The 25,908-nt window shown below is 45.3% G+C and carries 21 protein-coding genes and 4 pseudogenes; 15 read left to right on the top strand and 10 right to left on the bottom strand.

Going from position 1 to position 25,908, the window contains the following annotated elements; translation table 11 throughout:
• Positions 1–8: 8 nt before the first annotated feature.
• The gene (locus KW548_22685; protein ID QXX08432.1) at positions 9–1,154 is read right to left on the bottom strand and encodes an efflux RND transporter periplasmic adaptor subunit; all 1,146 of its coding nucleotides are present in this window, start codon (positions 1,152–1,154) and stop codon (positions 9–11) included.
• A 346-nt stretch (positions 1,155–1,500) separates the two neighbouring features.
• Here KW548_22685 and KW548_22680 point away from each other — a divergent pair, with 346 nt between their 5' ends.
• The gene (locus KW548_22680; protein QXX08431.1) at positions 1,501–1,986 is read left to right on the top strand and encodes an HAD hydrolase-like protein; all 486 of its coding nucleotides are present in this window, start codon (positions 1,501–1,503) and stop codon (positions 1,984–1,986) included.
• 233 nt (positions 1,987–2,219) lie between these two features.
• On the opposite strand, the gene KW548_22675 is transcribed toward KW548_22680, so the two are convergent.
• The gene (locus KW548_22675) at positions 2,220–3,581 is read right to left on the bottom strand and encodes a diguanylate cyclase (protein ID QXX08430.1); all 1,362 of its coding nucleotides are present in this window, start codon (positions 3,579–3,581) and stop codon (positions 2,220–2,222) included.
• A gap of 3 nt (positions 3,582–3,584) precedes the next feature.
• Positions 3,585–4,555, bottom strand: a pseudogene (locus KW548_22670) (ABC transporter substrate-binding protein).
• Between the two features lie 310 nt (positions 4,556–4,865).
• Between KW548_22670 and KW548_22665 the strand changes: the two are divergent.
• Positions 4,866–5,573, top strand: a complete 708-nt coding sequence (locus KW548_22665; GenBank protein QXX08429.1) for an SDR family oxidoreductase — start codon at positions 4,866–4,868, stop codon at positions 5,571–5,573.
• Here the strand turns inward: KW548_22665 and KW548_22660 are convergent.
• Both KW548_22660 and KW548_22655 read right to left on the bottom strand, forming a co-directional pair.
• Positions 5,546–5,701: a DUF2256 domain-containing protein gene (locus KW548_22660; protein QXX08428.1), complete on the bottom strand. Its 156-nt coding sequence runs from the start codon at positions 5,699–5,701 to the stop codon at positions 5,546–5,548. The genes KW548_22665 and KW548_22660 overlap by 28 nt on opposite strands.
• Positions 5,702–5,705: 4 nt before the next feature.
• A complete protein-coding gene (locus KW548_22655; protein QXX08427.1) occupies positions 5,706–6,947 on the bottom strand; it encodes an NADH:ubiquinone reductase (Na(+)-transporting) subunit B in 1,242 nt (413 codons plus the stop codon).
• A 138-nt stretch (positions 6,948–7,085) separates the two neighbouring features.
• Between KW548_22655 and KW548_22650 the strand changes: the two genes are divergently transcribed.
• The 3 genes and pseudogenes from KW548_22650 to KW548_22640 all read left to right on the top strand — a co-directional run bounded on the left by KW548_22650 (position 7,086) and on the right by KW548_22640 (position 9,576).
• Positions 7,086–8,474 (top strand): cytochrome ubiquinol oxidase subunit I, encoded by a 1,389-nt coding sequence (locus KW548_22650; protein ID QXX08426.1) that lies wholly within the window; start codon positions 7,086–7,088, stop codon positions 8,472–8,474.
• Positions 8,475–8,484: 10 nt separating this feature from the next.
• Positions 8,485–9,484: pseudogene (gene cydB / locus KW548_22645) on the top strand (cytochrome d ubiquinol oxidase subunit II).
• Positions 9,484–9,576, top strand: coding sequence for a DUF2474 family protein (locus KW548_22640; protein QXX08425.1), 93 nt, complete (start codon positions 9,484–9,486; stop codon positions 9,574–9,576). The pseudogene cydB and the gene KW548_22640 overlap by 1 nt, the downstream one beginning before the upstream one ends.
• Positions 9,577–9,586: 10 nt before the next feature.
• Here the strand turns inward: KW548_22640 and KW548_22635 are convergent.
• A pseudogene (locus KW548_22635) lies at positions 9,587–10,241 on the bottom strand (Qnr family pentapeptide repeat protein).
• 283 nt (positions 10,242–10,524) lie between these two features.
• Between KW548_22635 and KW548_22630 the strand changes: the two are divergent.
• Entirely contained in the window at positions 10,525–11,001 is a 477-nt protein-coding gene (locus tag KW548_22630; protein ID QXX08424.1) for a peptide-methionine (S)-S-oxide reductase, read from the top strand.
• Positions 11,002–11,052: 51 nt separating this feature from the next.
• Here the strand turns inward: KW548_22630 and KW548_22625 are convergent, their stop codons facing one another.
• The 4 genes and pseudogenes from KW548_22625 to KW548_22610 form a co-directional block, all read right to left on the bottom strand.
• Positions 11,053–12,744: a methyl-accepting chemotaxis protein gene (locus tag KW548_22625; protein ID QXX08423.1), complete on the bottom strand. Its 1,692-nt coding sequence runs from the start codon at positions 12,742–12,744 to the stop codon at positions 11,053–11,055.
• Positions 12,745–12,757: 13 nt separating this feature from the next.
• Entirely contained in the window at positions 12,758–13,183 is a 426-nt protein-coding gene (locus tag KW548_22620) for a BLUF domain-containing protein (GenBank protein ID QXX08422.1), read from the bottom strand.
• 554 nt (positions 13,184–13,737) lie between these two features.
• Positions 13,738–15,332: pseudogene (locus KW548_22615) on the bottom strand (BCCT family transporter).
• Between the two features lie 189 nt (positions 15,333–15,521).
• Positions 15,522–16,415 (bottom strand): EamA family transporter, encoded by an 894-nt coding sequence (locus KW548_22610; protein ID QXX08421.1) that lies wholly within the window; start codon positions 16,413–16,415, stop codon positions 15,522–15,524.
• 101 nt (positions 16,416–16,516) lie between these two features.
• On the opposite strand from KW548_22610, the gene KW548_22605 reads away from it, so the two are divergent.
• The 9 genes from KW548_22605 to KW548_22565 all read left to right on the top strand — a co-directional run bounded on the left by KW548_22605 (position 16,517) and on the right by KW548_22565 (position 25,836).
• Complete coding sequence (locus KW548_22605) at positions 16,517–17,902, top strand: PLP-dependent aminotransferase family protein (protein ID QXX09509.1); 1,386 nt, start codon at positions 16,517–16,519, stop codon at positions 17,900–17,902.
• A 361-nt stretch (positions 17,903–18,263) separates the two neighbouring features.
• Positions 18,264–20,645 carry a type VI secretion system tip protein VgrG gene (vgrG, locus tag KW548_22600; protein QXX08420.1) on the top strand — a complete coding sequence of 794 codons (2,382 nt, stop codon included), beginning with the start codon at positions 18,264–18,266 and terminating at the stop codon, positions 20,643–20,645.
• An 11-nt stretch (positions 20,646–20,656) separates the two neighbouring features.
• Positions 20,657–22,006 carry a hypothetical protein gene (locus KW548_22595; GenBank protein QXX08419.1) on the top strand — a complete coding sequence of 450 codons (1,350 nt, stop codon included), beginning with the start codon at positions 20,657–20,659 and terminating at the stop codon, positions 22,004–22,006.
• Positions 22,003–22,986, top strand: a complete 984-nt coding sequence (locus tag KW548_22590) for a DUF1911 domain-containing protein (protein ID QXX08418.1) — start codon at positions 22,003–22,005, stop codon at positions 22,984–22,986. The genes KW548_22595 and KW548_22590 overlap by 4 nt, the downstream gene beginning before the upstream one ends.
• 71 nt (positions 22,987–23,057) lie before the next feature.
• Entirely contained in the window at positions 23,058–23,435 is a 378-nt protein-coding gene (locus KW548_22585; protein ID QXX08417.1) for a hypothetical protein, read from the top strand.
• Complete coding sequence (locus KW548_22580) at positions 23,432–23,977, top strand: DUF1910 domain-containing protein (protein QXX08416.1); 546 nt, start codon at positions 23,432–23,434, stop codon at positions 23,975–23,977. Before KW548_22585 ends, KW548_22580 begins: the two co-directional genes overlap by 4 nt.
• 76 nt (positions 23,978–24,053) lie before the next feature.
• Positions 24,054–24,419 carry a DUF1911 domain-containing protein gene (locus KW548_22575; protein QXX09508.1) on the top strand — a complete coding sequence of 122 codons (366 nt, stop codon included), beginning with the start codon at positions 24,054–24,056 and terminating at the stop codon, positions 24,417–24,419.
• Between the two features lie 71 nt (positions 24,420–24,490).
• The gene (locus tag KW548_22570) at positions 24,491–24,856 is read left to right on the top strand and encodes a hypothetical protein (GenBank protein QXX08415.1); all 366 of its coding nucleotides are present in this window, start codon (positions 24,491–24,493) and stop codon (positions 24,854–24,856) included.
• Positions 24,853–25,836, top strand: a complete 984-nt coding sequence (locus KW548_22565) for a DUF1911 domain-containing protein (GenBank protein ID QXX08414.1) — start codon at positions 24,853–24,855, stop codon at positions 25,834–25,836. The genes KW548_22570 and KW548_22565 overlap by 4 nt, the downstream gene beginning before the upstream one ends.
• Positions 25,837–25,908: the final 72 nt, after the last annotated feature.

Raw genomic sequence — 25,908 nt, 5'->3', positions numbered from 1 at the left:
TGTCGTCCTTATTGCTCAGAGTCTGTTGGAACGACAGCGACTTCAACTTGCATCCCTTTTTGCGGATACTCAGGAACGGTTAACACGATCTGATCCTCGTCCGTCAAGCCTTCACTGATGAGCATAAATTCTTTCTCTGCTCGCAGAACATTGACCGTACGGGGTTCTAGTTCATTGTTCTCGTTGACTACCCATACCTGTCGATTGTTCACCAACTCTTGTGGCAAACGGTAAATGTGCTTTAGTTCCTTACCAACAAATTGCACTTCAACATAGGAACCAAACTGGAGTGGAGAAGCATCGGCATTAATCGCATATGGGTCATCAATACCAACGACCATATTGATCATTCGAGTCGTGCTATCAACAACGCCAAGGTCACGTTTAATCACCCCCTCACGTTGAATGTCTACAATCCCTCGCTGAATCACATTGGCAGAAAGACCAGCGTATTGCTGCGGTAAAAAGGCACTATCAAATCCAGCAATGGGAATATGTATTTCAGCCGCTTCAATATTGTTTAACGTCGCCACATGCGCTCCAGCTGAAATGTACTGGCCAACACCAATATCCCTCGCTACGACCAAAGCATCATAGGGTGCAACTATTTTGCAATTTTCAAGATCTCGATTGGCGCGCTTGAGCGCAGCCTGTGCAGATTTCACCTGAGCCATGGCACTTAGTACCTGAGGTTTGCGCAAATAAAGATCCGTCACCTGCTTAGCTGGCAGGTTTTTCGCCTGTCGTTTAGCCACCTCCGCTTTGGCTTTTTCTTCAATCAACGCAGCTCGGGCACTCGCCAAGTCAGCCTCTGCTTGAAGTACTGCTGCTTGATAGTTGTCACTTTCAATTGTGAATAGGGTTTCGCCCCTTTTCACCACACCACCAGCAACAAAGTTCGGATGCCAATCAATGACCTCACCTGAAACCTGAGCTGAGAGCTGAGTCACTTCTACAGGTATCAGTTCACCATGACTAGTAATAAGCACCTTGTGATCACTTGAGTGAACGGTTGAGACTGTAACAGTCAGAGGTTTCTTGTCAGGTTTCTGATCAGCATCTTCGGGAGCACTCGACGCAATCGCGGCATAGCCAGCGTAAGCGCTTCCAAGAATAACGAACGGAAGCAACCAACGTAACGGCTTAATGTTCATAAATAATCCTTATTAGAATGACAGCCTATTATTCTTACCTGACCATTAAAGTCAGGTACTATGTTATACGTGTAAGCACTAGCTTTGACATCATGGAGGTACGAAATATCCATAATATTAATGGCTTTTATTGATAGCCACATTCAGCTAGCCAACACTGAGGTAAAAAACGGTCAGCAAAGAGAATGCCAAGATGATAAGCACATAAATACATAGCCTTAGAAAGAACAGCGACGAAAATTAAAACTATAACCAAGGTAAATACATCCACATTTCGGCGAAATTTACCTCTAGAGTGATAACCATCGGTGGGAAATCACGAGGTCACAACGTCACGGAGAGAGCAATGAACAAAATCTATCTATTTGATTGGGGCAATACCTTGATGGTCGATTTTCCTGATCAACAAGGAAAAATGTACTTGTGGCCGAATGTTAAAGCCGTTAAAAACGCGGAATGCACGCTCAAAGCACTTAGCCTTCAGTATCCGATCTACGTAGCAACCAGTGCGCAAGATTCATCGGAACAAGACATACAGCAAGCCTTTCAAAGAGTGGGGTTGGATCCGTATATAAACGGTTACTTCTGTAAAGCGAATTTAGGGTTGGATAAAAACAGCGCGGAGTTTTACCTTGAGATAGCGAAAACGCTATGTCATCCACCACACCAACTCGTCATGGTTGGTGATGTGCTTGAAAAAGACATTTATCCAGCCAACGAAGCTGGGTTGCAAACCATCTGGTACAACCCAAACAAGCGCCCAGTAGCAGAACACATTGAGAGTATTCAGGACTTGACGGAACTGTTAATCGATGAGCAAGACCGAACCTGATACCAAACCATTCAAAAATACCCGAACTGGCCTGAATTCAAAATGAGGCGAGCGGTAGCCTATAGCGCTTTGACTCATGGTGCGTGACTCATGGTACATTCACTGCGTACACTGGGTTGAGAATCATGTCTAAGCGAGAGACGAAAAAGAGAACGAAATGTTTAACCAACTAGCCACTTCTCAGCAGAGCCTTGCAGTACCCTTGCTTAGATCACGCTAAGCTCATTATCACTTTAATCATTGATAGAGGTTAATCTGACTGATTTCGACCCTTTCCTACACACTGTTGTTTTGCCATCAAAACACGCGGAACCCGCCATCTTTTTCGCTCGATACATCGCCTCATCAGCGACACTCAGCAGAGCTTCTTTGTTTTTAGTTTGATCGGGGAAATAACTGACGCCAATACTGGCACCGACTTTGAGCGTACGACCATTAAACTGAATCGGAGCGTTAATCACATCCAGCAGTTGCTCAGCCTTTTTCGGCACAATATCAAAGTCATACAAAAGATCGAGACAGATGACAAACTCATCCCCACCAAAACGGCCAGCAAAATCAGATTCACGAATTGCCGCTGTGATACGATTGGCAACCTCGACAAGAATAGCATCTCCCGCTTCATGACCGAATGTGTCATTCACAGATTTGAAGTCATCCAAATCAATAAAGAAAATCGCCAGCTTACATTGAGTGCGGTTAGCCTTAACGATGGCATTCTCTAAGGCTCTATCAAATGCGCGTCGGTTAACCAGATTGGTCAGAGGATCATGCTCAGATAAGAAGATCAATTGTTCTTGCTTGTGTTTAAGCTGCTGCGTCTGGCGCATCACCTCTTCTTCCAACTCTTGCTTAGTCACTGTGGTGTCACACAGAGACAAAGTCATCTGGTTAAAAAATTGCGCCATGACTCGGAATTCGGTATCCATTTTCACGGCTTCAACTTTCGAGTCTAATTTCCCTTCAGCCAAATCGAGGATCGCATTTTTCATCGCTTCAGCACCCGACTTGAAACGAAACGAGATTAACCAGGCCGTTGCACTGACTAAAACGGAACAGATGATCAACCATGCTGCGGCATAAATCATCACCTGATGCAAACTTTTCGCATTGCGATTAAGTACAGACTGATGAACATACGCCAGCTCTTCCGTCATGTTTTGTACAATCATATTGTAACGTGAATGAAGCAGACCACGTGAATTGATATTCGCCAAGCCTTGGTCATCTAGCCCATTAATTGATAAAAAGTAGACTTGTTTCTCTTTGTTGAGTAAGGCGTTTAAACTCTGATTCATCCGCTGGATGTTGCCTAGCTGACTATTATTTTTCTTATAAGCGGTTAACTTAGTCGCCAATTCGGCTTGAGCCACGTCCACTTCGCTGAGACTCGCTTCATCACCATATTGAAGAAAAACCCACAACTGGCTTCTCAGTAAATCAACAGACAATTGTAAATCAATGATCTGATCTAAATCGGCTTTGGTTACGCGTTGCTCTTGAGCTACTTTGGCAAAAGAAACAATGATGAACAACGTCAGCATTAAGGTTGTGGTCGACAATACAAAGAGCTTTTTAAACAGTGAATTCAGCATAGTCTACTCTCGCAAAGCAATAATTTGTTGATAAGGTTGAGTAAAAAAAAGATCTCTGAAATCGGGCTGTTCGCCTACGACTAAGCCACTTTCTACCGCCCACCTAGCTTGTAATTGGAGATTAGAAAGTAATGAATTGCCCAGCGATAAACGGAAAACGTAATCTTCCCAGGACCACTTGACCTGATTGGCAGGAATATTGAGGCGCTTAGTGATAATGTTGAGTGCCTTACTCGGGTTGGCATTGATCCATGTTACAGCTTCATCAAGCGCACCGAGCAAATACATCGGCTCTTTGCCCGCAAACGCCAGATAAGGCATCGTCGATAACAAGTTAAATGACTGCTGATAAATCCCCGGCGTGCCGAGGTTTTTCACTTCAGCAGCGGATAGAATATCCGCTTTATATCCCATAGGCTCCCAAGCCGAAATCGCATCGACACGGTAGGACAAAAGCGCTGGGACCAGCTCATGAGGTTGAAGGTAGACTTTTTCTACATTCAGGCTTTTGAGATTGTTAGCAATCAGCACTGAATCAAAGTAAAACTCGCTAGCACTGCCTTTGACAACGCCGATCTTTCTCCCTTGTAAAGATCGCACATCGTGAACTTGAGATGGATTTAGCGTCAGCAGCTTAAGATCATTATCTGATTCAACAAAGCTCACCAGTAGTGCCAAGTCCTCACGTTCAAAACTCTGAAACATCACCACAGATTCAGAAGCCGTAGCGTATTCTACGTCTCGGTTTAACATCAAGTGAGTACAAGCAACACCACTTGAGCACGGATAGAGAGTGACATCGAGCCCATAGCGTTCAAACAGACCGAGATGTTCAGCGATCAAAAAGGGGAAGCAAGCGGTGTCAGAGTGACACCAACCCTTATTTCGGTATCACCCTTCTTGTCTCGCCACTCGTGCTGGCTGGCAAAAAGAGCCGCCACACCAATCAATAACGAGCCGAGACCTAAGACCATTAAATTCCGTTTAACAAGTGGCATAACATACACACTCTAAATTAAGAAACCTAGCACATATAAAGTTAGCTTATAGAATTATGACTTTAGAAGGGAACTCCGCTTTTTATAGAAATCTGTGTAAGTCTTTGCTATTTGCGTGAAATTAATCACACAAATCAGCGACTAAAGCATCACAATCCTCAAAAAGAAGCGCTAAATAAAAAGTAATCAGACATTAATCTCTCTCAACTTATCAGCCGTAAAAAGATGAGAAGTCGAACTTATACGTCTTATTCTCTCTACACGCATCTAAATCCTAGGGTAACTCATGAAAGTACTTATTTTGGGCGGAAACGGTGGTATCGGGCATGCAATTTGTCGCAACTTAGTCCAACACTACCCGGGCATGGAAGTGCATGCTACTTACAGAAAGCATCAACCCATTAAGGCCGCCGAATCTATTATTTGGCACCAGCTGGATGTCACTAACGAAGCGCAAGTCGAGTCACTAGCAGGCGAAATCGAGTCTGTAGATTGGATTGTAAATGCCGTTGGAGTACTCCATGATGAGTGTCATGGGCCAGAGAAAAACCTTAAGTCATTTGACCCGGACTTTTACATCAAAAATATCATGCATAACGCTCTACCCACTATGCTGATCGCCAAACATTTCCAACGGTCGTTAAAACAAAGCCAGCAGCCTAAATTCGCCACTATCTCTGCCAAAGTCGGCAGCATTAGCGATAATCATCTGGGAGGCTGGTATAGCTATCGCTCATCGAAAGCAGCACTCAATATGCTACTTAAAACCCTGAGCATTGAATGGGGAAGAACAATGCCTAAAGCATGTGTGCTTTCTCTCCACCCAGGGACAACCGACACCGCGCTATCAAAGCCCTTCCAGACCAACGTACCGGAAGGAAAATTGTTTGCCCCTGATAGAGTGGCAGAAGATTTGGTCAAGATCATCGCTGAAGCGACACCAGATAGTAGTGGTCGCTTCCTGAGTTATAATGGAGAAACACTCCCTTGGTGAACGCGATGTCTTCGACAACGCTCTGAACAATACTTGACCTCTTGCCAACAGCGGCGCCATTTATGGCGCCATGTGAACGGTCTGTGGCAGACCAGACATATTTTTTGTGGTAAATGCTGTTTTTTCATTTAACTAGTGATGGCTCCGTTTTACTCTTCTTTTAATGTTGGCTTCTTTAACCATGAAATCGAACAATGGAGCGAACAAATTTGCAAAGAGAATAGCCAGCATTATCCCTTCGGGGTAAGCCGGGTTGAGCGCCCTAATACCTATCGTCATCACACCAATGAGAATACCATAAGCCCATTTCCCTTTGTTGGTAAACGCTGCTGAGACAGGATCTGTGGCCATAAAGAAAGTACCAAAGGCCACACCACCCAACACGAAGTGCCAGTGGAAAGGCATCGAGAACATAGGATTAGTTTGAGAGCCTATTACGTTTAGCAAGGTCGAAGCCACAACCAGCCCAACAATTACCCCTGCAACGATCCGCCATGACGCGATTCTCATCGCAATGAGAAACAAGCCAGCCAGCATGATCAACAACGTAGAGACTTCGCCCATCGATCCGGGTAGGTTACCCAAGAAGGCATCGCTCCAGGCCAACACCTCACCCGTCATGTTGTTGATCAGAGCACCTTGACCACCTTCATACCATTGACTCAGCGGTGTCGCACCGGAATAACCATCAGCGGCAACCCATACCGCGCCGCCTGACATATTGGCAGGATAGGCAAAGTAGAGAAACGCTCTCCCAGCCAGAGCAGGATTCAAAAAATTTCGACCTGTGCCACCAAAAATCTCTTTTGCCACCACAATACCAAAGGTGATACCAAGCGCCGCTTGCCACAGGGGAATGGTCGCTGGGAGGATAAGAGAAAACAGCACAGAGCTGACAAAAAAACCCTCGTTGACCTCATGCTTTCTCACTACAGCAAACAAGACTTCCCAAAACCCTCCAACAATAAACACGGTGGCGTAGACGGGTATGAAGTAGGTTGCTCCTAGCAACATCTTACTCATCCAGCCTGCATCGGCGACGCCCTGTGCAGAGCCGAAAGCCATCATTAACCTCCAGCTCTCGGCAACCACAGACTCCAACTCAGCCGCTGAGTACACACTCAGCAGCGCCATGGAAGACTGGTTGCCGATATTGAACATCCCCCAAAACATTGCAGGGAAAGTCGCCAACCACACCATGATCATGATGCGTTTCAAGTCTATGCTGTCACGCACATGAGTCGCGCCTCGGTTCACCAAACCTGGCGTGTAAAAAATTGTCGCCGCGGCCTCGAATATAGGATAAAACTTTTCGTATTTGCCGCCGGGTTCAAAATTGGGGGCCATGGCATCTATTCTACTTTTCAAGCTCATATCTTTGCTTCCGAATTGACTTGTTTATTCTATTTACGAGCGTTCCCACCAATTGGCGCACTACTAATTTTCTCAGGTTATGAACAATCATTGACCAGACATCGTACATAAAAGTATGTTCACCGCGAGGAGCGTGTCATGGAAACGCTGGCCGTTGATTTAGCAAGATTCCAGTTTGCATTTACAGTCTCTTTTCACATTATTTTTCCGGCTTTTACTATTGGCCTAGCAAGCTACTTGGCCGTGCTGGAAGGCTTGTGGTTGAAAACGAACAATGAAAAGTATCTTCAGTTGTACAAGTACTGGCTGAAAATCTTCGCGATAAGTTTTGGCATGGGGGTAGTTAGTGGAATTGTACTTAGCTATCAGTTCGGTACAAATTGGAGTGTTTTTGCCGACAAAACAGGGCCGATACTCGGACCTTTGATGGGCTATGAAGTGTTTACCGCCTTTTTCCTTGAAGCAGGCTTTCTCGGTGTCATGCTATTCGGAATGGACAGGGTCGGGAAAAAGCTCCATTTTGCTTCAACTTGCGTTGTCGCTTTCGGCACATTTCTTTCTGCATTTTGGATACTTTCTGTTAACAGCTGGATGCAAACGCCCGCAGGTTATTCAATTAATGAAGTAGGTCAATTCATTCCAGAGAGTTGGTTCGAAATCGTCTTCAACCCTTCTTTTCCATATCGATTAGTTCATATGCTACTCGCCGCCTATCTAACCACAGCCTTTGTCGTGGCAGCTGTGGGTGCCTACCACTTACTCTCAGCCCCGCACAACCCTCTCGCTCGGACAATGTTTTCAATGGCGATGTGGATGGCCGCGATTGTCACGCCAATACAGATTGTTGCCGGGGACATGCACGGTTTGAACACCTTGGAACATCAGCCAGCCAAAGTCGCGGCGATGGAAGGTCACTACCAATCACACAAAGGGGCACCATTAATCCTGTTTGGTATCCCCAACGATGACATTCAGGAAGTGGAGTACAAAGTTGAGATACCGAAACTCGGCAGCCTGATCCTGACGCATGACTGGGATGGCGAAGTCAAGGGGCTTGATGCGTTTCCAGCGAATCAACACCCTCCTGTTGGTATTGTGTTCTGGAGCTTCAGAGTGATGGTCGGGATTGGCTTTGGCATGCTCTTCATCGGTCTGTGCAGTTTGTGGCTACGCAAACGCAATGCTCTCTTTAAAACACCTTGGTTCCACAAACTGTGCGTCGCCTTCGGACCAGCAGGCTTTATTGCTGTATTGGCTGGCTGGATAACCACTGAAGTCGGCCGCCAACCTTATACGGTGTACGGGTTACTCACTACTGCCGATTCTGCGTCGCCTATTGACGCCGCAGCGATAAGCGTTTCCTTAACCGCGTTTATCGTTGTGTATTTTGTTGTCTTCGGAGCTGGATTCTTTTATCTGTTGCGCTTGATGCGTAAATCACCAACAAAATATGAAGAGTCGTTGGACAGTCGCCTCCCTGATGGCACAGATTCTCCACCTGCTTCTCATTCCAACCATCTAACATGAGGAAGGCGCTATGGATTACGCACTAATATGGTACGGATTAATCGGGTTAGCTGTCCTCATCTATGTCATTTTGGATGGGTTTGATCTCGGAATTGGTATTCTCTACCCCAGCGCTCACAGTGAAAACGAACGCGATCTCATGATGAACAGCATTGCCCCTGTCTGGGATGGCAACGAGACATGGCTGGTGTTAGGTGGTGGCGGATTATTCGCAGTGTTCCCGCTGGCTTATGCCGTCGTCATGCCAGCACTTTATGCCCCGCTGATCCTCATGCTGTTGGGCCTGATACTCCGAGGGGTTTCGTTTGAGTACCGCTTCAGAACCAAACGGGGCAAGTTCCTATGGGACGGCGCGTTCTTTTTGGGCTCACTACTGGCAACAGCGATGCAAGGCATTATGCTCGGTGCCCTTCTCCAAGGGATCGATGTCGAAGGACGTGCCTATGCGGGCGGTTGGTTTGACTGGTTAAGCCCCTTCAGCCTCTTCTGTGCCGTGGCTTTGGTGTGTGCATATGTACTTTTAGGCGCTTGCTGGTTGATCATGAAATTACCCGATGACCTTATTAGCCGTTACTACACGGTCGCGAGACGATGGGGGCTGGCATTAGTTTGCTGCATCACCATCGTCAGCCTATGGTTGCCGCTGAGCAATGGATTAGTATTTGAACGTTGGTTCAGCTTCCCTAACACCTTACTTTTCCTCGTCATTCCAATCACTGCTGCGATGTGTATCTGGGCACTTTTTTTCCGCTTTGTTGCAACACAAAGCCCTCAAGGCTTACCTTTGCGGTATTGGGCTATTTGTTATCTCAGCCCTCGGTTTTGGTGTCAGCACCTATCCCTACTTGGTTCCTTTTGCCCTCACGTATCAAGAGGTCGCAGGGCCAGATTCCAGCTTAGCATTCTTACTGGTTGGAGCCGCTATTTTGCTGCCCATGATCATCGCCTACAGCGCTTATTCTTACTGGGTATTCAGAGGAAAGCTCAAACACGGTGAGGGGTATCACTGATGAAGCAGTTAGGATGGTTTGTCTTAATCTGGTTGGCGAGTGTCTTTTCACTCGCCGTTATTTCATTGTCAATTCGTTGGGTACTGTTTTAAAGTCGCCATTTTAACCAAGGACTATCAAACCAAACGGCGACAGGAGTTGTTCTTGCTGCCAGTCACAGATCTTCACACCATGGAGGGAGACACGGCGCATGTCTAGACCCTCTAGAATCAACATGAGTTAGGTCTGCGTTCTCTAGGTTGAATGTGCCCCACTGCTCCTTACTGAACTCACCGCGCGACAAATCTGCCCCCTGCATACTCGCGCCGAAAAGATTGGCTCCCTTCCAACGGTTTTCAAATAACTCGCACTTTTCTAACAAGGTACGCTCAAAATTAGCGTAAGTCAGGTTACAGCCGGTAATGTAGGCTGAACAAAAGTAGGCCGAGTGACTGATGCGATTAACAAAATTAGCCCGTTGAAAGTTCGCCCCTTTTAAATCGCACTGCCTAAACTCAATCCCAAAACACTCCGCCCCGACGAACTGGTTCATGGCTAACATACAGTTTTCAAAGCTGGCATCCTTGAGGTTAGCATATTGAAAGCTGCATCCTTCCAGTGCTTGTGCTTCAATGAACTTACAATTGATAAACTTAGCATCACGCAAGTCTGAACGGTCAAAGCAGCAATTGATAAACTGACAACCCTCGTACACATGCTGCTGTAAGTCTTGGTGCGAAAAGTCCTGCTGATGATAAATCTGATTCTTTATAGACATGTGTTCTCCTTAGTTGCCGCAAGACTAGCACTCTAAGCCTTTGTTTTTCCACAAAAACAAACCCTTCAATATCAACAACTTAAAACACCCCAAAATCGCCAATTTAAGGCACCAAATTAGCGCTCTAAGGCTATGGTTTTTAAAATTTAAAAGACAGGTATGCAGAAAAATGTTCAAACCGTTAAATCGATGCTCAGGCGAGAGCGATAAAAAGTAAAAAGACATAGAGCTATTGGCGCTGTTTTGCTCTAATAAGTGGCAGTTAATCTCAAGAGATCACGTAATGGAAGAAATCTATTTTGCCGGTGGCTGCCTATGGGGTGTGCAAGAGTTTATGAAGCATCTGCCCGGGGTCTCAATGACCGAAGCTGGCAGAGCTAACGGCACCAATCAAGATACCAAAGGAGAGTACGACGGTTACGCGGAATGTGTTCGCACTCAGTTTAATCCAGAAAAAGTGTCCATTGAGGAGCTGATGGGCTATTTCTTTGAAATAATCGACCCTCATAGCCTCAACAAACAGGGCGAAGATGTCGGTAAAAAATATCGCACTGGGGTTTACAGCCAAAATCCACAACATTTAAGTAATGCCAAAGCATTCATTGATGCTCGCACAGACCGTGATCGGATTGTGGTCGAAATTCTGCCACTTACCAATTACGTAACAAGTGATGATGAGCATCAAGATCGTTTGACTCGTAATCCACACGATTATTGCCATATCCCTTTAGACCTACTGCATAAATACAAGCACAAATAACGGAAAAGGCCAGAGTATCAGTCTGGCCTTGTCCGTAGCTCTAAACAGTACTTACACTTGAAACTTGTTGAGATTTTTATGTAGGTCGATCACGTTTTTGGCGATCGTTTCACTGGCTACCGCTGTGCTCTTGGTTTCTTCGGCGGTTTCTTCTGCCAAGCTCTTAATATTGGTCAGGTTATTATCCAGATCTTGAGCCACAGTGGACTGCTGCTCTGCGGCGGCCGCAATTTGCAAGTTTAAACCCGCTATCTCATTGACCGACTCAGCAGCCATAGAGAAGGTGTTGGCAGACTCCGAACTCTTCTCCAAACAGAGTTTGGCAGTATCTGTGCCTTTCTTCATACTCGACACCGCATTTTTCGCTTCCGACTGCAGTGTGTCGACCAGTTTTTGAATATCCACTGTCGCTTCCTGAGTGCGCTGAGCGAGTGAACGAACCTCATCTGCAACCACCGCGAAACCACGCCCTGTTTCCCCAGCGCGCGCTGCTTCGATAGCCGCATTCAGCGCCAGCAAGTTAGTCTGCTCGGCGATACCTTGGATAGATTCCAATACTTGCCCGATATTATTGGTTTCAGACACGAGGTTTTCAATCACCCCAGATGACGTGGTAACCTCATTGGCTAGCTCTTGGATAACTTCTTGAGTCGCGAGCGCTTCTTTCTGGCCCTCCATCACGTGCTTTCTGACTGCATCAGTCACCGAAGACGCGTTGGCTGTGCTGTTCGCCACTTCCTGAGTCGTCGCGTTCATTTGGTTAATCGCGGTGGCCACCTGCTCGATATCACAACGCTGCTTTTCCACATTTTCTAAGGTACGTTGCATGGCTGAAACCGCAACTTCTGACGACTTCCCGAGTTCTTCTGCTTTGGCATTGATTTGAGTAATGGTCCCCATCAACACGCCCAAGAAAGTATTAAACGCGTTCGCCACAGTCCCCGTTTCATCACGGGAAGAATCATCCAATCGAATGGTCAAGTCACCATCACCTTCCGCCACCTGCTTAAGCCTGTCGGTGAGATTCATTATTGGCGTTCGGATAGCACGTGTGACTATTAAAGGCATAATGATGCCTAACGAAATCGACACTAACGCGATGACCGTCATCCACTTTATCGCATGTTTCTCATCGGCTTCCGCTTGTAAAGCACTGGCAAGGGTAAAGCTTTGTACTTCATCGAGAATCGCAATTAACGCTTGATCAATTTCATCTTCGTGAGCTTCCACTTTCTTTGAGAACTTGAGCATCTCCTCAATGTTACCACTGCTGCCATAGTCCATTGTTTTGTCGACTTCACCAACGAGGTTACTGTAAGATTTTTCGACAGATTTCATCTTACCTAAGAGCCGCTTAAATTTTTCTTTCGCCTCCAATGAATACAGCAATGGCATCGCTTGCTCCATAAACCGTTCAACTTCAACAATCTCTTTCGCGGTTTTTACTGTCAGATCATGGACATCTTGCTTGGCTTGTTCGAATACATTCATCTGGGATAAACCTTGCTCAACACGGATCGCTTTGATGAGCGCTCTCTCAAATAGAATCGCTTGATGCAACTGATGCTCTGTGACCGATGTCAGCATCTTAGTGAGCGGGATATCCTTTTCCGCAATATCGCTCAACTCGTGACCGATTTTGTTCATTTGGGACAGGGCAAACACACCCATAATCACCATGGTGAGCAACTGGGTAAATCCAAGCAAATACACTTTTTGGGCAATGGTGAGTCTTGATAACATGCCTGTTCTCCCTTCAATCCTTGTTAACGAAATGCTTGATCATTCGCATGGCAAAGCTTTTGTGTTCCACTAAATATTTAGGGTCTTCTTTGTGCTCCAGAAAGTCACTAAAGCCAGCAAATGATGAATCAAGGTGCTGATCAAGCACTTTAAAACCCATTTTCCAATCAGGGAAACTGCGAGTACGTATATGATGAAAACCAATACGGTTGATATTGGTATGTCGAGTGTCTGTCTTTATCTTGAGAAACAAGGACTCAACGCTGTCTTCTGGCCCCTCTAATACTTGAATAAAGGTCCCGTAGCCGTCGTACAACAGAAGGCCGGTAATGTCGTTGTTGGTGTTATTTTTACGTGCCTTGGACAGAATCTGTTCCAATTGCTCTTGCTCAAGCCGTTGAACCGCTTTACTGACATACACGAGTTCAATCATTTCCATTTATGGCTCCCATCACGGTTGTGTCCTGAGCCGGCGTATTCATTTTTATGCCGCGGACATCGAGTATTCTGAACTGATTTTGCTCCATCAAGACAACAGGTAAAGACTCGTTAACAGATTATTATCAAAAGCATTTGTTATGAAGACTTGCTCTCAAGAGGCTCTGCTTAAAAACCCCACCACCCAACAGGCAACTCAATATTAACAAGTGATTTACAATTTACATGCCAAGTGAGAAAGCGCTAACCGCGATAAGATTTAAGCGAAAACATAGGATAATATCCATTAAGTGCATATTGTAAGTTGCATATTGCAAAACAAATCGCAATATGCAATTGCAATGTGATTAGAGCCAATAATAACCATACAAATACCATGGAAAAGAGCTGCTTAGATTTTTTGCTGACTTTTTACGGTTGGCATCAATGCTCCAATCCGTCAGTCAAATGTTACACAACATACCGCCATCGATAACGACCGGATCGACCTACTTAATGCGAGCAATAAAAAACCGAGCCTGTGAACTGGCTCGGTCTCTTATCTGGCATTTTAAATTATGCCAAACCTTGTTCTACCGCCATTTTATGCGCCACTTTTGGTCCCTGCCACAAAGCGGGTAGCAGAACGAATGATACTGGTACCGCAGTAATCACAATAAACGACTGCAATGAGGAAATACCACCATCACCCAATGCGATAAGAGCAATAGCAACCATACTCATCATTACCCCCAAAAACTGCGCATCACTTTATTGGGGTTTTCTTCTCCGCTTATCACTGAGCTAATCGTATAAGTCATTGAGTCGCCCGTAGTGACAATAAAAGTCGTTGTCAGGATCAGAAAGAGCACAGCAATAACAGTTGGATAAGGCAGCTGACTAGTAATCGCAAGAAGAACAGCGGGCAAATTGAACCCTTCAAAAGCTGCAGAGATAGAACCTGGATGACTGAGTTCAAAAGCTAACCCACTGCCCCCCACAATGCTAAACCAAAAACAAGTAATCAAAGGCGCTGCGATACTGATAGATAGAATCAACTGTCGAATGGTTCTTCCTCGGGAAATTCTCGCGATAAAAATCGCCATCATCGGGCCGTAGCCAATAAACCATCCCCAAAAGAACACGGTCCACCAGCTCAGCCACCCTGCATCACCACGATATAATGCCATAGGAACGAAGTTATCCACCAAGCGACCTACGCCTTGAAGGTAGCCGTCGACAATAAAGTTGGTAGGGCCAAACACCAGAATAAAACCAATTAGAGCTGCTGACAGGATAATGTTGTACCGACTGATGAGTTGGATACCCTTACTGACACCACTCAATGCAGATAGCGTATAGGTAACCATCGCTAACAAGACGACCATTGTTTGTGTCACAAACGTATCGGGAATGGCAAACAGCGCATTCAACGCATAGCTAATTTGCAGACCTAAAAACCCGATCGGCCCGACTGTGCCCGCAGCGACAGCAATGATGCAGCACGCGTCGACCAAATCACCGATCCAACCGTGAATCGCCTTATCGCCAAAAATCGGATAAACCAGTGTACGCGGCTTCAGAGGTAAACCTTTGTCATAGTGGAGGTGCATTAACACCACGGATGATAAACAGCCCAGTATGGCCCAAGCTAAAAATCCCCAGTGCATAAACGATTGTGATAAAGCATTGAGTGCAGCGGATTTAGGCGACGCTTGACCGAAGAAAGGAGGGGCCGTTACAAAATGTGCAATCGGCTCAGCAGCCGCCCAAAATACACCGCCACCCGCGAGCAGAGTACATAAGATAATAGATAGCCATTTAAAACAATCGAGATCCGGTGTCGATAAGCCACCTAAACGTACACACCCGGTGCGCGATATCGCCAGATAAAGGCCAATCACAAAATTAAGTAACAACAGCACCTGCCAATAAGCACCAAAGTACTCAATCGCGTAAGAAAAGCCACCGTTTACCCACTTTGTCAGCAAAGGTGTATCAAGGATTGCCAGCATCACGAAACCAATCAGAAAACTTCCACTCAACCAGAAAACCGGGTTGTTAAGTTGAAGTTTTTGAACAAAGTTGAGTGAGGGGGAAGTAGCCGGACGGTCAGTGCAATCAAGGAGACAGGTTTGTGCTCGGTTGACTGCCTGAGTCATATTAGACATGTAAAATTCACTTATATTGAGGCTGAATGCGAGCAAACAGCATGTATCGCTCTCACAATTTTGTCATTTATTTGTGAGATTCATCACGTAAATGCTAACACAGGCCTCAACAGAAGTAGACTGTTAATCTGTCCTGCCGGCAACAGCCGAAAGAGAAAAACAGCCTATTTATTCATAAAAAATCCGCCTTCACAAAGACTTAGCACAAGTACCCACAGCTAAACGAGCCTGTGATTGAGGTCTTACAATCAAACCGATGCCGATTAGAAACAAGGCACTGGCGATCACTTGAGGCACAGAGAGCACTTCGTCATACATGAAATAGCCACTGATTAAAGCAAAGACCGGAACAAGCAAGGTCAAAGGTGCTGCGGTACTTAACGGGTACTTAATCAGCATTCGATTCCAGACCCAGTAACCAAATAAGGTGGTTGGGTAAGCCTGAAAAGTCACCGCAATTGTCGTACTCATATCCCAATTCTCATAGGCTTGCCAAAGGATATGTTCGCCGTGCAACGCCATCGCGAACAACACTAGCGGGACAGGCGCAAACAACATTCCCCATACATTAAATGCAAAAGCTTGCTTGGTTTTGGAAGCCTTCACGATGACCCCCATTAGTGTCCAACTGATTGCCGCAATCATAATCAGCATCAGGCCTGAAGCAGTAATATTGCCATTGGTCGCAGACACCAGCACCAGTAATGCGACCATCGCCAGCAAAGCGCCCATCAATTTTCCAGATGACGATTTTTCTCTAAAGACTAAAAGCCCCACCGCCATGCCTATCACGACATTGCTCGACAGCAAAACCGAAGACATTCCGGAAGACAAACCCGCAGTAATCGACCAGGACGCCATCCCCCAAATCCCGACGCCAAACACTAATCCATAGCTAACTAAATAGCGCCAAGCCACATTCGGTCTAGCGATAAAAAAGATCGCCGGGATCACCGCGAGCGCGAAACGGGCGGCTGTCGCAATCAATGGGTGAACGCTGGTGATCCCCATCTTGATCATTGAGAAGTTAAATCCCCAAATAGCCATAACAAATACGGCCAGTAATAGGTCATTTTTTTTCATTGTTATCCCTCCATTCATTCTGTGAATGCGAGTATCGCTTGCGAGCAAAAAGGGATACAGATACAATTTTTTAAATAAAAACCAGTACAGTTGCCATGATGATGAGTATTTATAAGCAGTTAGCCAATCAATTTATTGAAGATATTCAACACGCTAAGCTGCGTGAAGGGGACAAAATGCCCTCTTTGCGTCAACTCTCACAGCAGCACTCTGTCAGTATGTCGACCGCCGTTAGTTGCTATCAAGAGCTGGAATCACAAGGCTGGATCCAGTCACGCCCTCAAGCGGGTTACTTCGTCGCACCTCGCCAGCACTCCCATCAGACACCCGATCTCAAACAGTTTGTCAGCACCGTATCAACAGTCCGCAACTTCAATTCCGTACATTCTGCACTGCGAGGCCCATTAGGTGTTTCCAGTACCGCTGGCGATCAACAAGCTGTGACAGAGCTGGAACGCAGTTTTCGTCGAGCACTGCGGCGAATGGGTGATCGACTCAATCACTACCCAGATGTTCAGGGAGAACCTCTGCTGCGTCAGGCACTGTCGACTCACTTTTCTAAAGTGGGCGTGCATTTTTCTGCCAATGATCTTGTCGTCACAGCAGGTTGTATGTCAGCGATAAAAGCCGCGATAGAGTCATGCACCGAGCAAGGTGATGCCATCGCGATCAGCTCACCCTGCTTTAACGGCATCATCGATTTACTGGGCCAGATGGCGCGAAAAATTGTCGAAATTCCTTCTTTAGATGACGGGATCGATTTAGCACAGCTGGAAACACACTGTAAGCAAGGCAATATTAAAGCGGGCATCTTCTGTACTTCTCATATGAACCCACAGGGGATCAGCATGTCGGCCAAGCAAAAACAAACACTGGCACAACTGGCAAATCAATACCAGATCCCTGTGATAGAAGACGATGTTTACCTAGAACTCTCTTACTCTGACCATACACCTCTGCCCGCAAAATATTACGATCAAGCCGGCTACATTCTCTGGTGTGGGTCTGTTTCAAAGAGTTTGTCTCCGAGTTATCGATTGGGCTGGTGCTTGCCTGGGCGTTATCAGTCTATATATCAAGGTCAGTTTGGCGCCAGTTGCTATGGGGTTTCGACTCCGGTTCAGCTGGCCGTGGCTGACTTCATTGATTCCGGCCAGTACGCCAAGCAACTAAGACGCAGAAAACAAAAACTACTTTCGCTAAGAAAAGACTATCTCGACTACCTCACCACTCAATTGCCAGATCACATAAAGATCAGCAACCCAAAAGGCGGGATGGTGCTGTGGATACAAGCTCCGGGGCTGAGCAGTCAACAGCTACAGAGCGAAATCGATACTCATAACATTGATATCCGCCTCGGGCATCTCTTTACCACCCTCGACCTCTACTCCGATTGTGTGAGAATCAATATCGGGTACCCACTTGAAGGGCGTGCGAAACAAGAACTGGATACTATTATAGAACTTTTGATTAAATATTCTGGCTAATGGCCGGAGGCTGTTTTTCCGTACTGCAATGCCATTATAAAGCTTGGGCATAAAAACACGACATCGACCCAAAAAAGCATCTGATAATCTGAGTATTCGATATCAAACAATGTAAACTGCACCGCAAAAGCCATATTGTCAGCCAAAGACAATATCAGTGCATTTCACTAACCAAACCGCCTTATCACCCACCATTTTAGATACTAACGCTACCCATTTAGTTTATTCCTCAGCCTAACTCGCGGCTTGTACCTTACTTTTGCAAGGTGGCGTTCTCTAACTAGCTTGGTACAGTTCATTCAACTGATATGCATGTAGTTTTATTGCAGATGATAAATTCTCTTCACAAGAGTGAAACTGTATGGCGAATGATATTGATTTTACCTTTGAGGTCTCCGATGTTGTAGGAAGGTTCAAAGTAGAAAGTTTTTGTGTCAAGGAAGCCCTGTCTACCTGTTTTGAAATCAGTCTGACGGTGTTATCAGAGAGTGAGGGCATTGCCTTTGATACATTGGGCAGAAAAAACGGCGTGCTGAGTCTCTTTGGTCAAGGGACAGCGAGGGCTCGCCAGTTTCACGGCAGCATTTCTGAACTCTTATACTTGGGCACGGGTCGGCGTTACTCTCGCTATCAGATTACCCTAGTACCGCAGCTGTGGTTTTTGACCCAACGCCAAGACTGCCGAATCTTTCAAAACAAGACCGCCCCCGACATTCTCCGACACGTCTTTGATGAAGCAGGGATGCACGATTACCGCTTTGAACTGACGGCTCACTATCAAAACAAAGACTACGTGCTCCAATACCGAGAAAGTGACCATCACTTTGTCGAACGCCTGTTGGCCGAACATGGCTTATGGTTCTACTTCGAGCACAGCGATAGCGCGCATACCATGGTGATTGTCGACAGCAATGATGCCATTCCTGAGCTGATAAGCACGCATCAGAACGCGTCCTATCTTGGGCCCGTCCAGTTTCACGCACACGGCGGCGGTGTTGCCGATAGAGAGCATATTTTCGAGCTAGAGCAAGTCCACCGAACCCTCACCAGTGAGGTGAGCTACAGTGATTACCACTACCTCACCCCAACCGTACCGCTGCATACCACCGCCCAAAACGGGGCGAACACAGATTTACAACGGTTTGACTCCCATGGGCGCTACACCTCGCACGATACTGGTATCGAGCGGAGCAAAGAGTGGATGGCAGAATACGTGGTGGCCAGTCAGCAAACATACGCTTCCAGCAATATTATGCGCTTAGCGTCGGGGGTGGGTTTTGAGATAAGCGAGCATCCACGCTCAGCGATAAATCGTGATTACCTAATACTCTCCGTGGTGCACCTTGGAGAGAACCCTCGCGTGCATGAAGAAGAAAGCTCGGAGGCGCCCACCCAGTATCGAAATCAGTTTGTCTGCCTGCCGCGAGATGTGACCTTTCGTGCACCGAAAATCGCGCCGCCGGTTATTGAAGGGCCGCAAACGGCGGTCGTGGTAGGCCCTGAAGAGGAAGAAATCCACACCGACAAGCTGGGGCGAATTAAAGTCCAATTTCACTGGGATCGCTACGGGCAAAGTGATGAGCACAGCTCATGCTGGCTACGCGTCAGCCAGTCGATGGCCGCCCCTCACTGGGGGGCAGTGTCTCTGCCGCGTATCGGCCACGAAGTGGTGGTAACCTTCTTAGAAGGCGATCCCGATAGACCGCTTGTGACAGGCGCGGTGTATAACGGTTTGCATACTCCACCTTATGAGTTGCCAAAGCATAAAACCCGCACCGTTTTTCGCACCCAAAGCCATAAGGCGGACGGTTACAACGAAATGTATTTTGAGGATGAGAATGACCAACAAGAGGTGCATCTTCGTGCTCAGAAAGACATGAAGACCACAGTGCTCAATAACCGTTACCGAGATATAGGTAACGATGAAGAGCTGAAAGTGGGCCGAAACCAAGAAAACAACATCTTCGGTGACCGTAAAGAACAGATTGATGGTCACAAGACTTCGGTAACCAAGCAGACTTTTACTGAAGAAGTCATTGAGGATGTTGCCGCTTTCTACAACGCAAGCCTTAGCAAAAAAGTCGCGAATAACCACAGGATAAAAACGCAATATGACCAGAAAACCCTCATTGGGAAAAACGATCAACTATTGGTTGATGGCGACCTGTCTCAAGAGATCTGGCAGTCACGTTCGATTGATGTCGGTGGGGACGACAACCAAAATATAGGGCAGCATTTGACGGTTAGAGTGGGGAGCAATACATCTATCAAGTCCGATGGACAAACGGCTGTGATCAGCTCAGACGAAATTCGATTACAAGTTGGTGCTGCAGGTTTATTACTAAAAAATGACGGGAACATACATTTATATGGCACAAGCGTAACGGTTGACGGTGCGTCTGACATCAGCGTTAAGGGTGCCAAGGTAAATATGAACCCTAGTTCAGCGAAGAAAAATAGCGTCGATAGCCCATCGTTGGTCCGCAAGAGCAGGCCGGCTCCTGAGCGATTCTTGGAGTTTTTCTATCAAAGTAGCGAACTCGTGCCCATACCAAACGTCCCTTATCGCGCAGTCTTTTCAGACGGTTCTCGGTTAACAGGGACGCTTGATTCCGATGGATATGCGCGTTTAAACAAACCTACGGATGGCTATGTCGAGGTTTATTATGAGCCAGAAGAAACCTACCAAGATCTTGCTCGAGAGCCAATTTCGAACCTGTTGAACAATATCGATAAGTTGTAAAGGAGCCAGACATGTTAGGTAATGATATTTTTGCAGCGCTCTATGACAACTTAGAACAAGCGGTAGGCAATGCCGAAGGGTTCATTAAAGAAAAAGCCCAGCAACTTTCTGCTGCTGCATCGGCAAGTGTTGAATGGATTTGGCAAGCCTTGCAAGGCGACTTCAATGAAGACATGTCTACGGGGCAAATTGCCGCGAATGCCCTATTGGGGCTCATCCCAATCGTTGACCAAATCCTAGACTGTCGAGATTTGGTCGCCAACTGCCGAAGAATACATGAAGAGCCGGAAGATAGCTGGGCTTGGGTGGCTTTGGTTATTACCTTGATAGGTTTAATCCCCACCTTAGGTTCCGCTGTTAAAGGGGTTCTAAAGATAATATTTCTTTTTGTGCGTAAGTCTGGCGGAGATATGGGAAAAGCGCTGGGGCTTTCAATAAAACCGATCAATACATTTTTGCTGGACCCAAAAGTACAAAAGGTTCTAGGAAATATCAGCGTACCATCAGTCCTTAAAGATGTGGTTGAAAAACTTAATAGCATTAAAAGCATGCTATCTACCCGTACACTACTTAACCTGTTTGATGAAGTGATTCATACGTTTAAAGGGCTAATAGCAAAACTGAAATCACTTGCACCGGATGAAGTAATTACGTGGATGGAAGGTGCCCTCGGAAGCATGCAGTATGTGCGAACCCAAGCAGATAAGATGTTTCCCAAGGCGTTAAAAGAAGCTATTTATAAATTAGAAGACCTTGAGCTTGCGCTAAAAAAACTCATCAAGAATCTGGAACGACCTCACAAGGCGTTAGCCGATACGAAATCCATCCATAGACTTGATGATAGCGTTGCTCAGATTGATCCCCATATCATTCGTTCGATGAAAAACACCCAAAAAGGGCTATATGGTGAGATTATTAGCGATCACCATATGAAAGCGCGAGGCTTTATTAACTTGTTACCTGAACACCGGCAAGTTAGAAAGATGACCGACAAACCTCGTGGGCGAGGTATTGATGGTATCTACCAAAATACTAATCCGCCGCCGCCCTATGTTGTTACTGAAACTAAGTATCGAACTAAGGCTGGAAAATACATTGATGGCGATGGTATCGCGAAAGATACAATGCTTAGTACGACTAAAGGTAGTAAGGTCAATGGTATTAGCTACCCTCCCGCAAAGCAAATGAGTGATGGGTGGATTGAGCCACGTTTAATTGATGAGCTAGGACTTGAAGGGGCAGAAGATATCTTAGACATGGATTTTGAGCGTTGGTTGATGATAGTTAATGATTCAGGAAAAGTGATTAGCATTGCAAAATTAGATGAGCATGCAAAAACTCTCGAAAAGGTGGCTATATGAATATAAATGAAATGAAGTTTGCCCAGTCTAGACGAGACCCATTACTCGAGTTGAGTGTATATGATGAAGTCAATAATTATTTCAGTAAGGATAAAACCCCTCGTTTGGAAAAGATGAAAGAGCCAACAAAAAGTCTTACAAATCGATCTAGGATAAGCTGGAGTATAACGCTCAATTGCTTTGAACACGCCATATTGAGTTACTCTAGTGGACAATCGATGGAAAGTGTATTGGATCTAACCGAGGTCGCCTTAAAAGAATTAGAAAGACACAAAATTGATTTTCCCCATAAGTCCTACTTGTTTTGGGAACCTGATTCTTTCCAGTTCTTATTATGGTGTTTAAGTTTTGTGGCGTTAACAGGAAAGACAGAGTATCTATCTACCATAGTACGCATGTACGGCACATCACCAGAAGTGAGTGGTGAAGCCTGTATGGCCCAGCTTTTTCGTTTATTTAATGTACATGGTATCCCCGATAATACTGAAGAGGCATTGGTCTTTCCCAAAAGTTACCAGCATTTGTATAACGCGATAAAAACGGGTCCACTGCAACCAAGCAAACAAGAGCGCGAAGAAAGCATAAAAGCGTACCTTCGTGGCTGGTATAAAGGCATGAAGGATTGTTATTGGCATAATAGACACAAAGCACGTTTTCCAACGTTTTTTGGTTATTGGTCACTGGAAGCCGCTATGGTGACTTTGTTGTTTAACTTGGATGATAGCAGTTATAACCACTTGCCTTATTACCCTAAAGATTGGGTAGCAGAGGCACGTAAGCAAGGTTTTGATAAGTTGATACTGCAGGCTAATTTACCGTCTATTCAAGTCGCATTTCCAGAAACAATGTGCCCAACAACAGGGGAATGGCAATCGAACCTTTCTTCAGACGTTATCTCTCTCAAACAAGGCGAGACAATGCCCGGGCCGATACAAGATGATAATGACACCGCTTACTTCTGGGTGTTGCAAACATCTTGATAACACGCGCCAAGCCTTACATTTTATGCCCAGCATTTGCTGGGCATTTTCAATAACGACCCAATCTGAAAATGACCGACAAACCTCGTGGGCGAGGTATTGATGGGGTTTATCAAAATTCCAATCCTCCACCGCCTTATGTTGTCACCGAAACTAAATACCGAACAGAAGCAGGAAAGTACATTGATGGCGATGGTATTGCGAAAGATACAATGCTTAGTACGACTAAAGGTAGTAAGGTCAATGGTATTAGTTTCCCTCCCGCAAAGCAAATGAGTGATCGATGGATAAAGCCACGATTATCAGAAGAGATCGATTACAAAACACTCAATGACATTAAAAAGAAAAAATATGAGAGATGGTTGATGATTGTAGATGAATCAGGAAAAGTAATTAATATCACCAAGCTTGATAAAAACGCTAAAGCACAAGGAAACGTAAAGATATGAATTTAACTGAACACAACTTTACTAAAAAGCGTAGAGATCCTCTTCTAACACTAGATGCTTACATAGAACTAAAAGAAAATTTAGAGGATTTTTATCAAGATGAAGATTTTCATAAGATTAAAAATGACGTATCTGAAGAATTGGGTCACCGTTCAGGAATTAGTTGGGATTTGGCCTTGAATCGATATGAAAATGCCATTTTGCGCTATTCAGGAGGACTACGCATAGAAGAAGTGAATGCTCTTACTGAACTCGCGCTAAAAAATCTAGATAAACACAAAAATGAATTCCCTGATGAAACTTTTTATTTCTGGGAACCCGACTCCTTTCAGTTCTTGTTATGGTGTTTAAGTTTTGTCGCGCTAACGGGCAAAACAGAGTATCTATCAACCATTACTCGCCTATATGGCACATCGCCAGAAGTGAGTGGTGAAGCCTGTATGGCCCAGCTTTTCGTTTATTTAATGTGCATGGTATCCCCGATAATACTGAAGAGGCACTGGTCTTCCCTAAAAGTTACCAGCATTTGTATAACGCAATAAAAACAGGGCCGTTCGAACCAAGTAAAAAGAGCGCGAAGAAAGCGTTAAAACTTACCTTCGTGGTTGGTATAAAGGCATGAAAGATTGTTATTGGTACGGAAGACATAAGAGACCTGTCGCTAACTTTTTTGGATACTGGGCGTTAGAGGCAGCCATGGTCACCTTGTTGTTTGATTTGGATGATAGCGGTTACAACCATTTGCTTTATTACCCTAAAGATTGGGTAGCAGAGGCACGTAAACAAGGTTTTGATAAGTTGATACTGCAGGCTAATTTACCGTCTATTCAAGTCGCATTTCCAGAAACAATGTGCCCAACAACAGGGGAATGGCAATCGAACCTTTCTTCGGACGTTATCTCTCTCAAACAAGGCGAGACAATGCCCGGGCCGATACAAGATGATAATGACACCGCTTACTTCTGGGTGTTGCAAACATCTTGATAACACGTTCCAAGCCTTACATTTTATGCCCAGTATTTGCTGGGCATTTTCAATAACGACCCAATCTGAAAATGACCGACAAACCTCGTGGGCGAGGTATTGATGGTATCTACCAAAATACTAATCCGCCGCCGCCCTATGTTGTTACTGAAACTAAGTACCGAACTGAAACTGGAAAATACGTTGATCGCGATGGTATCGCAAGAGATACCATGTTGACTACAACGAAAGGCAGCAAAGGCTATAAATCTGCGAAACAGATGAGTGATAGATGGATTTTAGATAGGCTGGACGATGAAGTACCTTCCAAAATTCGCAGAGATATTGAAGATGAGGGCTATCAAAGATGGTTAATGATTGTTGATTCGTCGGGCAGTGTGGTGAACGTAAGCCAATTGGATAAGAATGCAAAAGCGATAGGTATTGTAGAGCTATGAAGTTGAAAGTTGCAGATTTCGAAAAAATACATAGAGAACCGTTATTAGAGTATGCTGAATATGAAGAATTGAACGATTTTTTTTGTGAAGACGATTCGTATAGGTATGATCTTTTAAAAGATAATAATAAAGAGTTAACTCACAGGGTTCGTATAAGTTGGTCTATGGTTAGTTCTCGGTTCCAAAGAGCACTTTTAAACTATTCAGCAGGTAATAAGCTTGACGAGGTGAACATTTTATCTGACATTGCTCTGAGAGAATTACAAAGACATAAATCCGATTTCAATGATGAAAATTTGCTTTTCTGGGAACAAGACTCCTTTCAATTCTTGCTATGGTGCTTAAGTTTTGTCGCGCTAACGGGCAAAACAGAGTATCTATCTACCATAGTACGCATGTACGGCACATCACCAGAAGTGAGTGGTGAAGCCTGTATGGCCCAGCTTTTTCGTTTATTTAATGTACATGGTATCCCCGATAATACTGAAGAGGCACTGGTCTTTCCCAAAAGTTACCAGCATTTGTATAACGCGATAAAAACGGGTCCACTGCAACCAAGCAAACAAGAGCGCGAAGAAAGCATAAAAGCGTACCTTCGTGGCTGGTATAAAGGCATGAAAGATTGTTATTGGTACGGAAGACATAAGAGACCTATTGCTAACTTTTTTGGATACTGGGCGTTAGAGGCAGCCATGGTCACCTTGTTGTTTGATTTGGATGATAGCGGTTACAACCATTTGCTTTATTACCCTAAAGATTGGGTAGCAGAAGCACGTAAACAAGGTTTTGATAAGTTGATACTGCAGGCTAATTTACCGTCTATTCAAGTCGCATTTCCAGAAACAATGTGCCCAACAACAGGGGAATGGCAATCGAACCTTTCTTCGGACGTTATCTCTCTCAAACAAGGCGAGACAATGCCCGGGCCGATACAAGATGATAATGACACCGCTTACTTCTGGGTGTTGCAAACATCTTGATAACACGCGCCAAGCCTTACTGAATTGATTTAGAAGGACAAATTGATGGCTAAGGTTTTAAAAATAGGGGCG

Origin of the sequence: Vibrio neptunius, from assembly GCA_019339365.1 — a bacterium.
GTDB lineage: Bacteria > Pseudomonadota > Gammaproteobacteria > Enterobacterales > Vibrionaceae > Vibrio > Vibrio neptunius.
The sequence above is the reverse complement of the archived record's forward strand: the minus strand, read 5'-3'. Positions and strand labels throughout refer to the sequence as shown.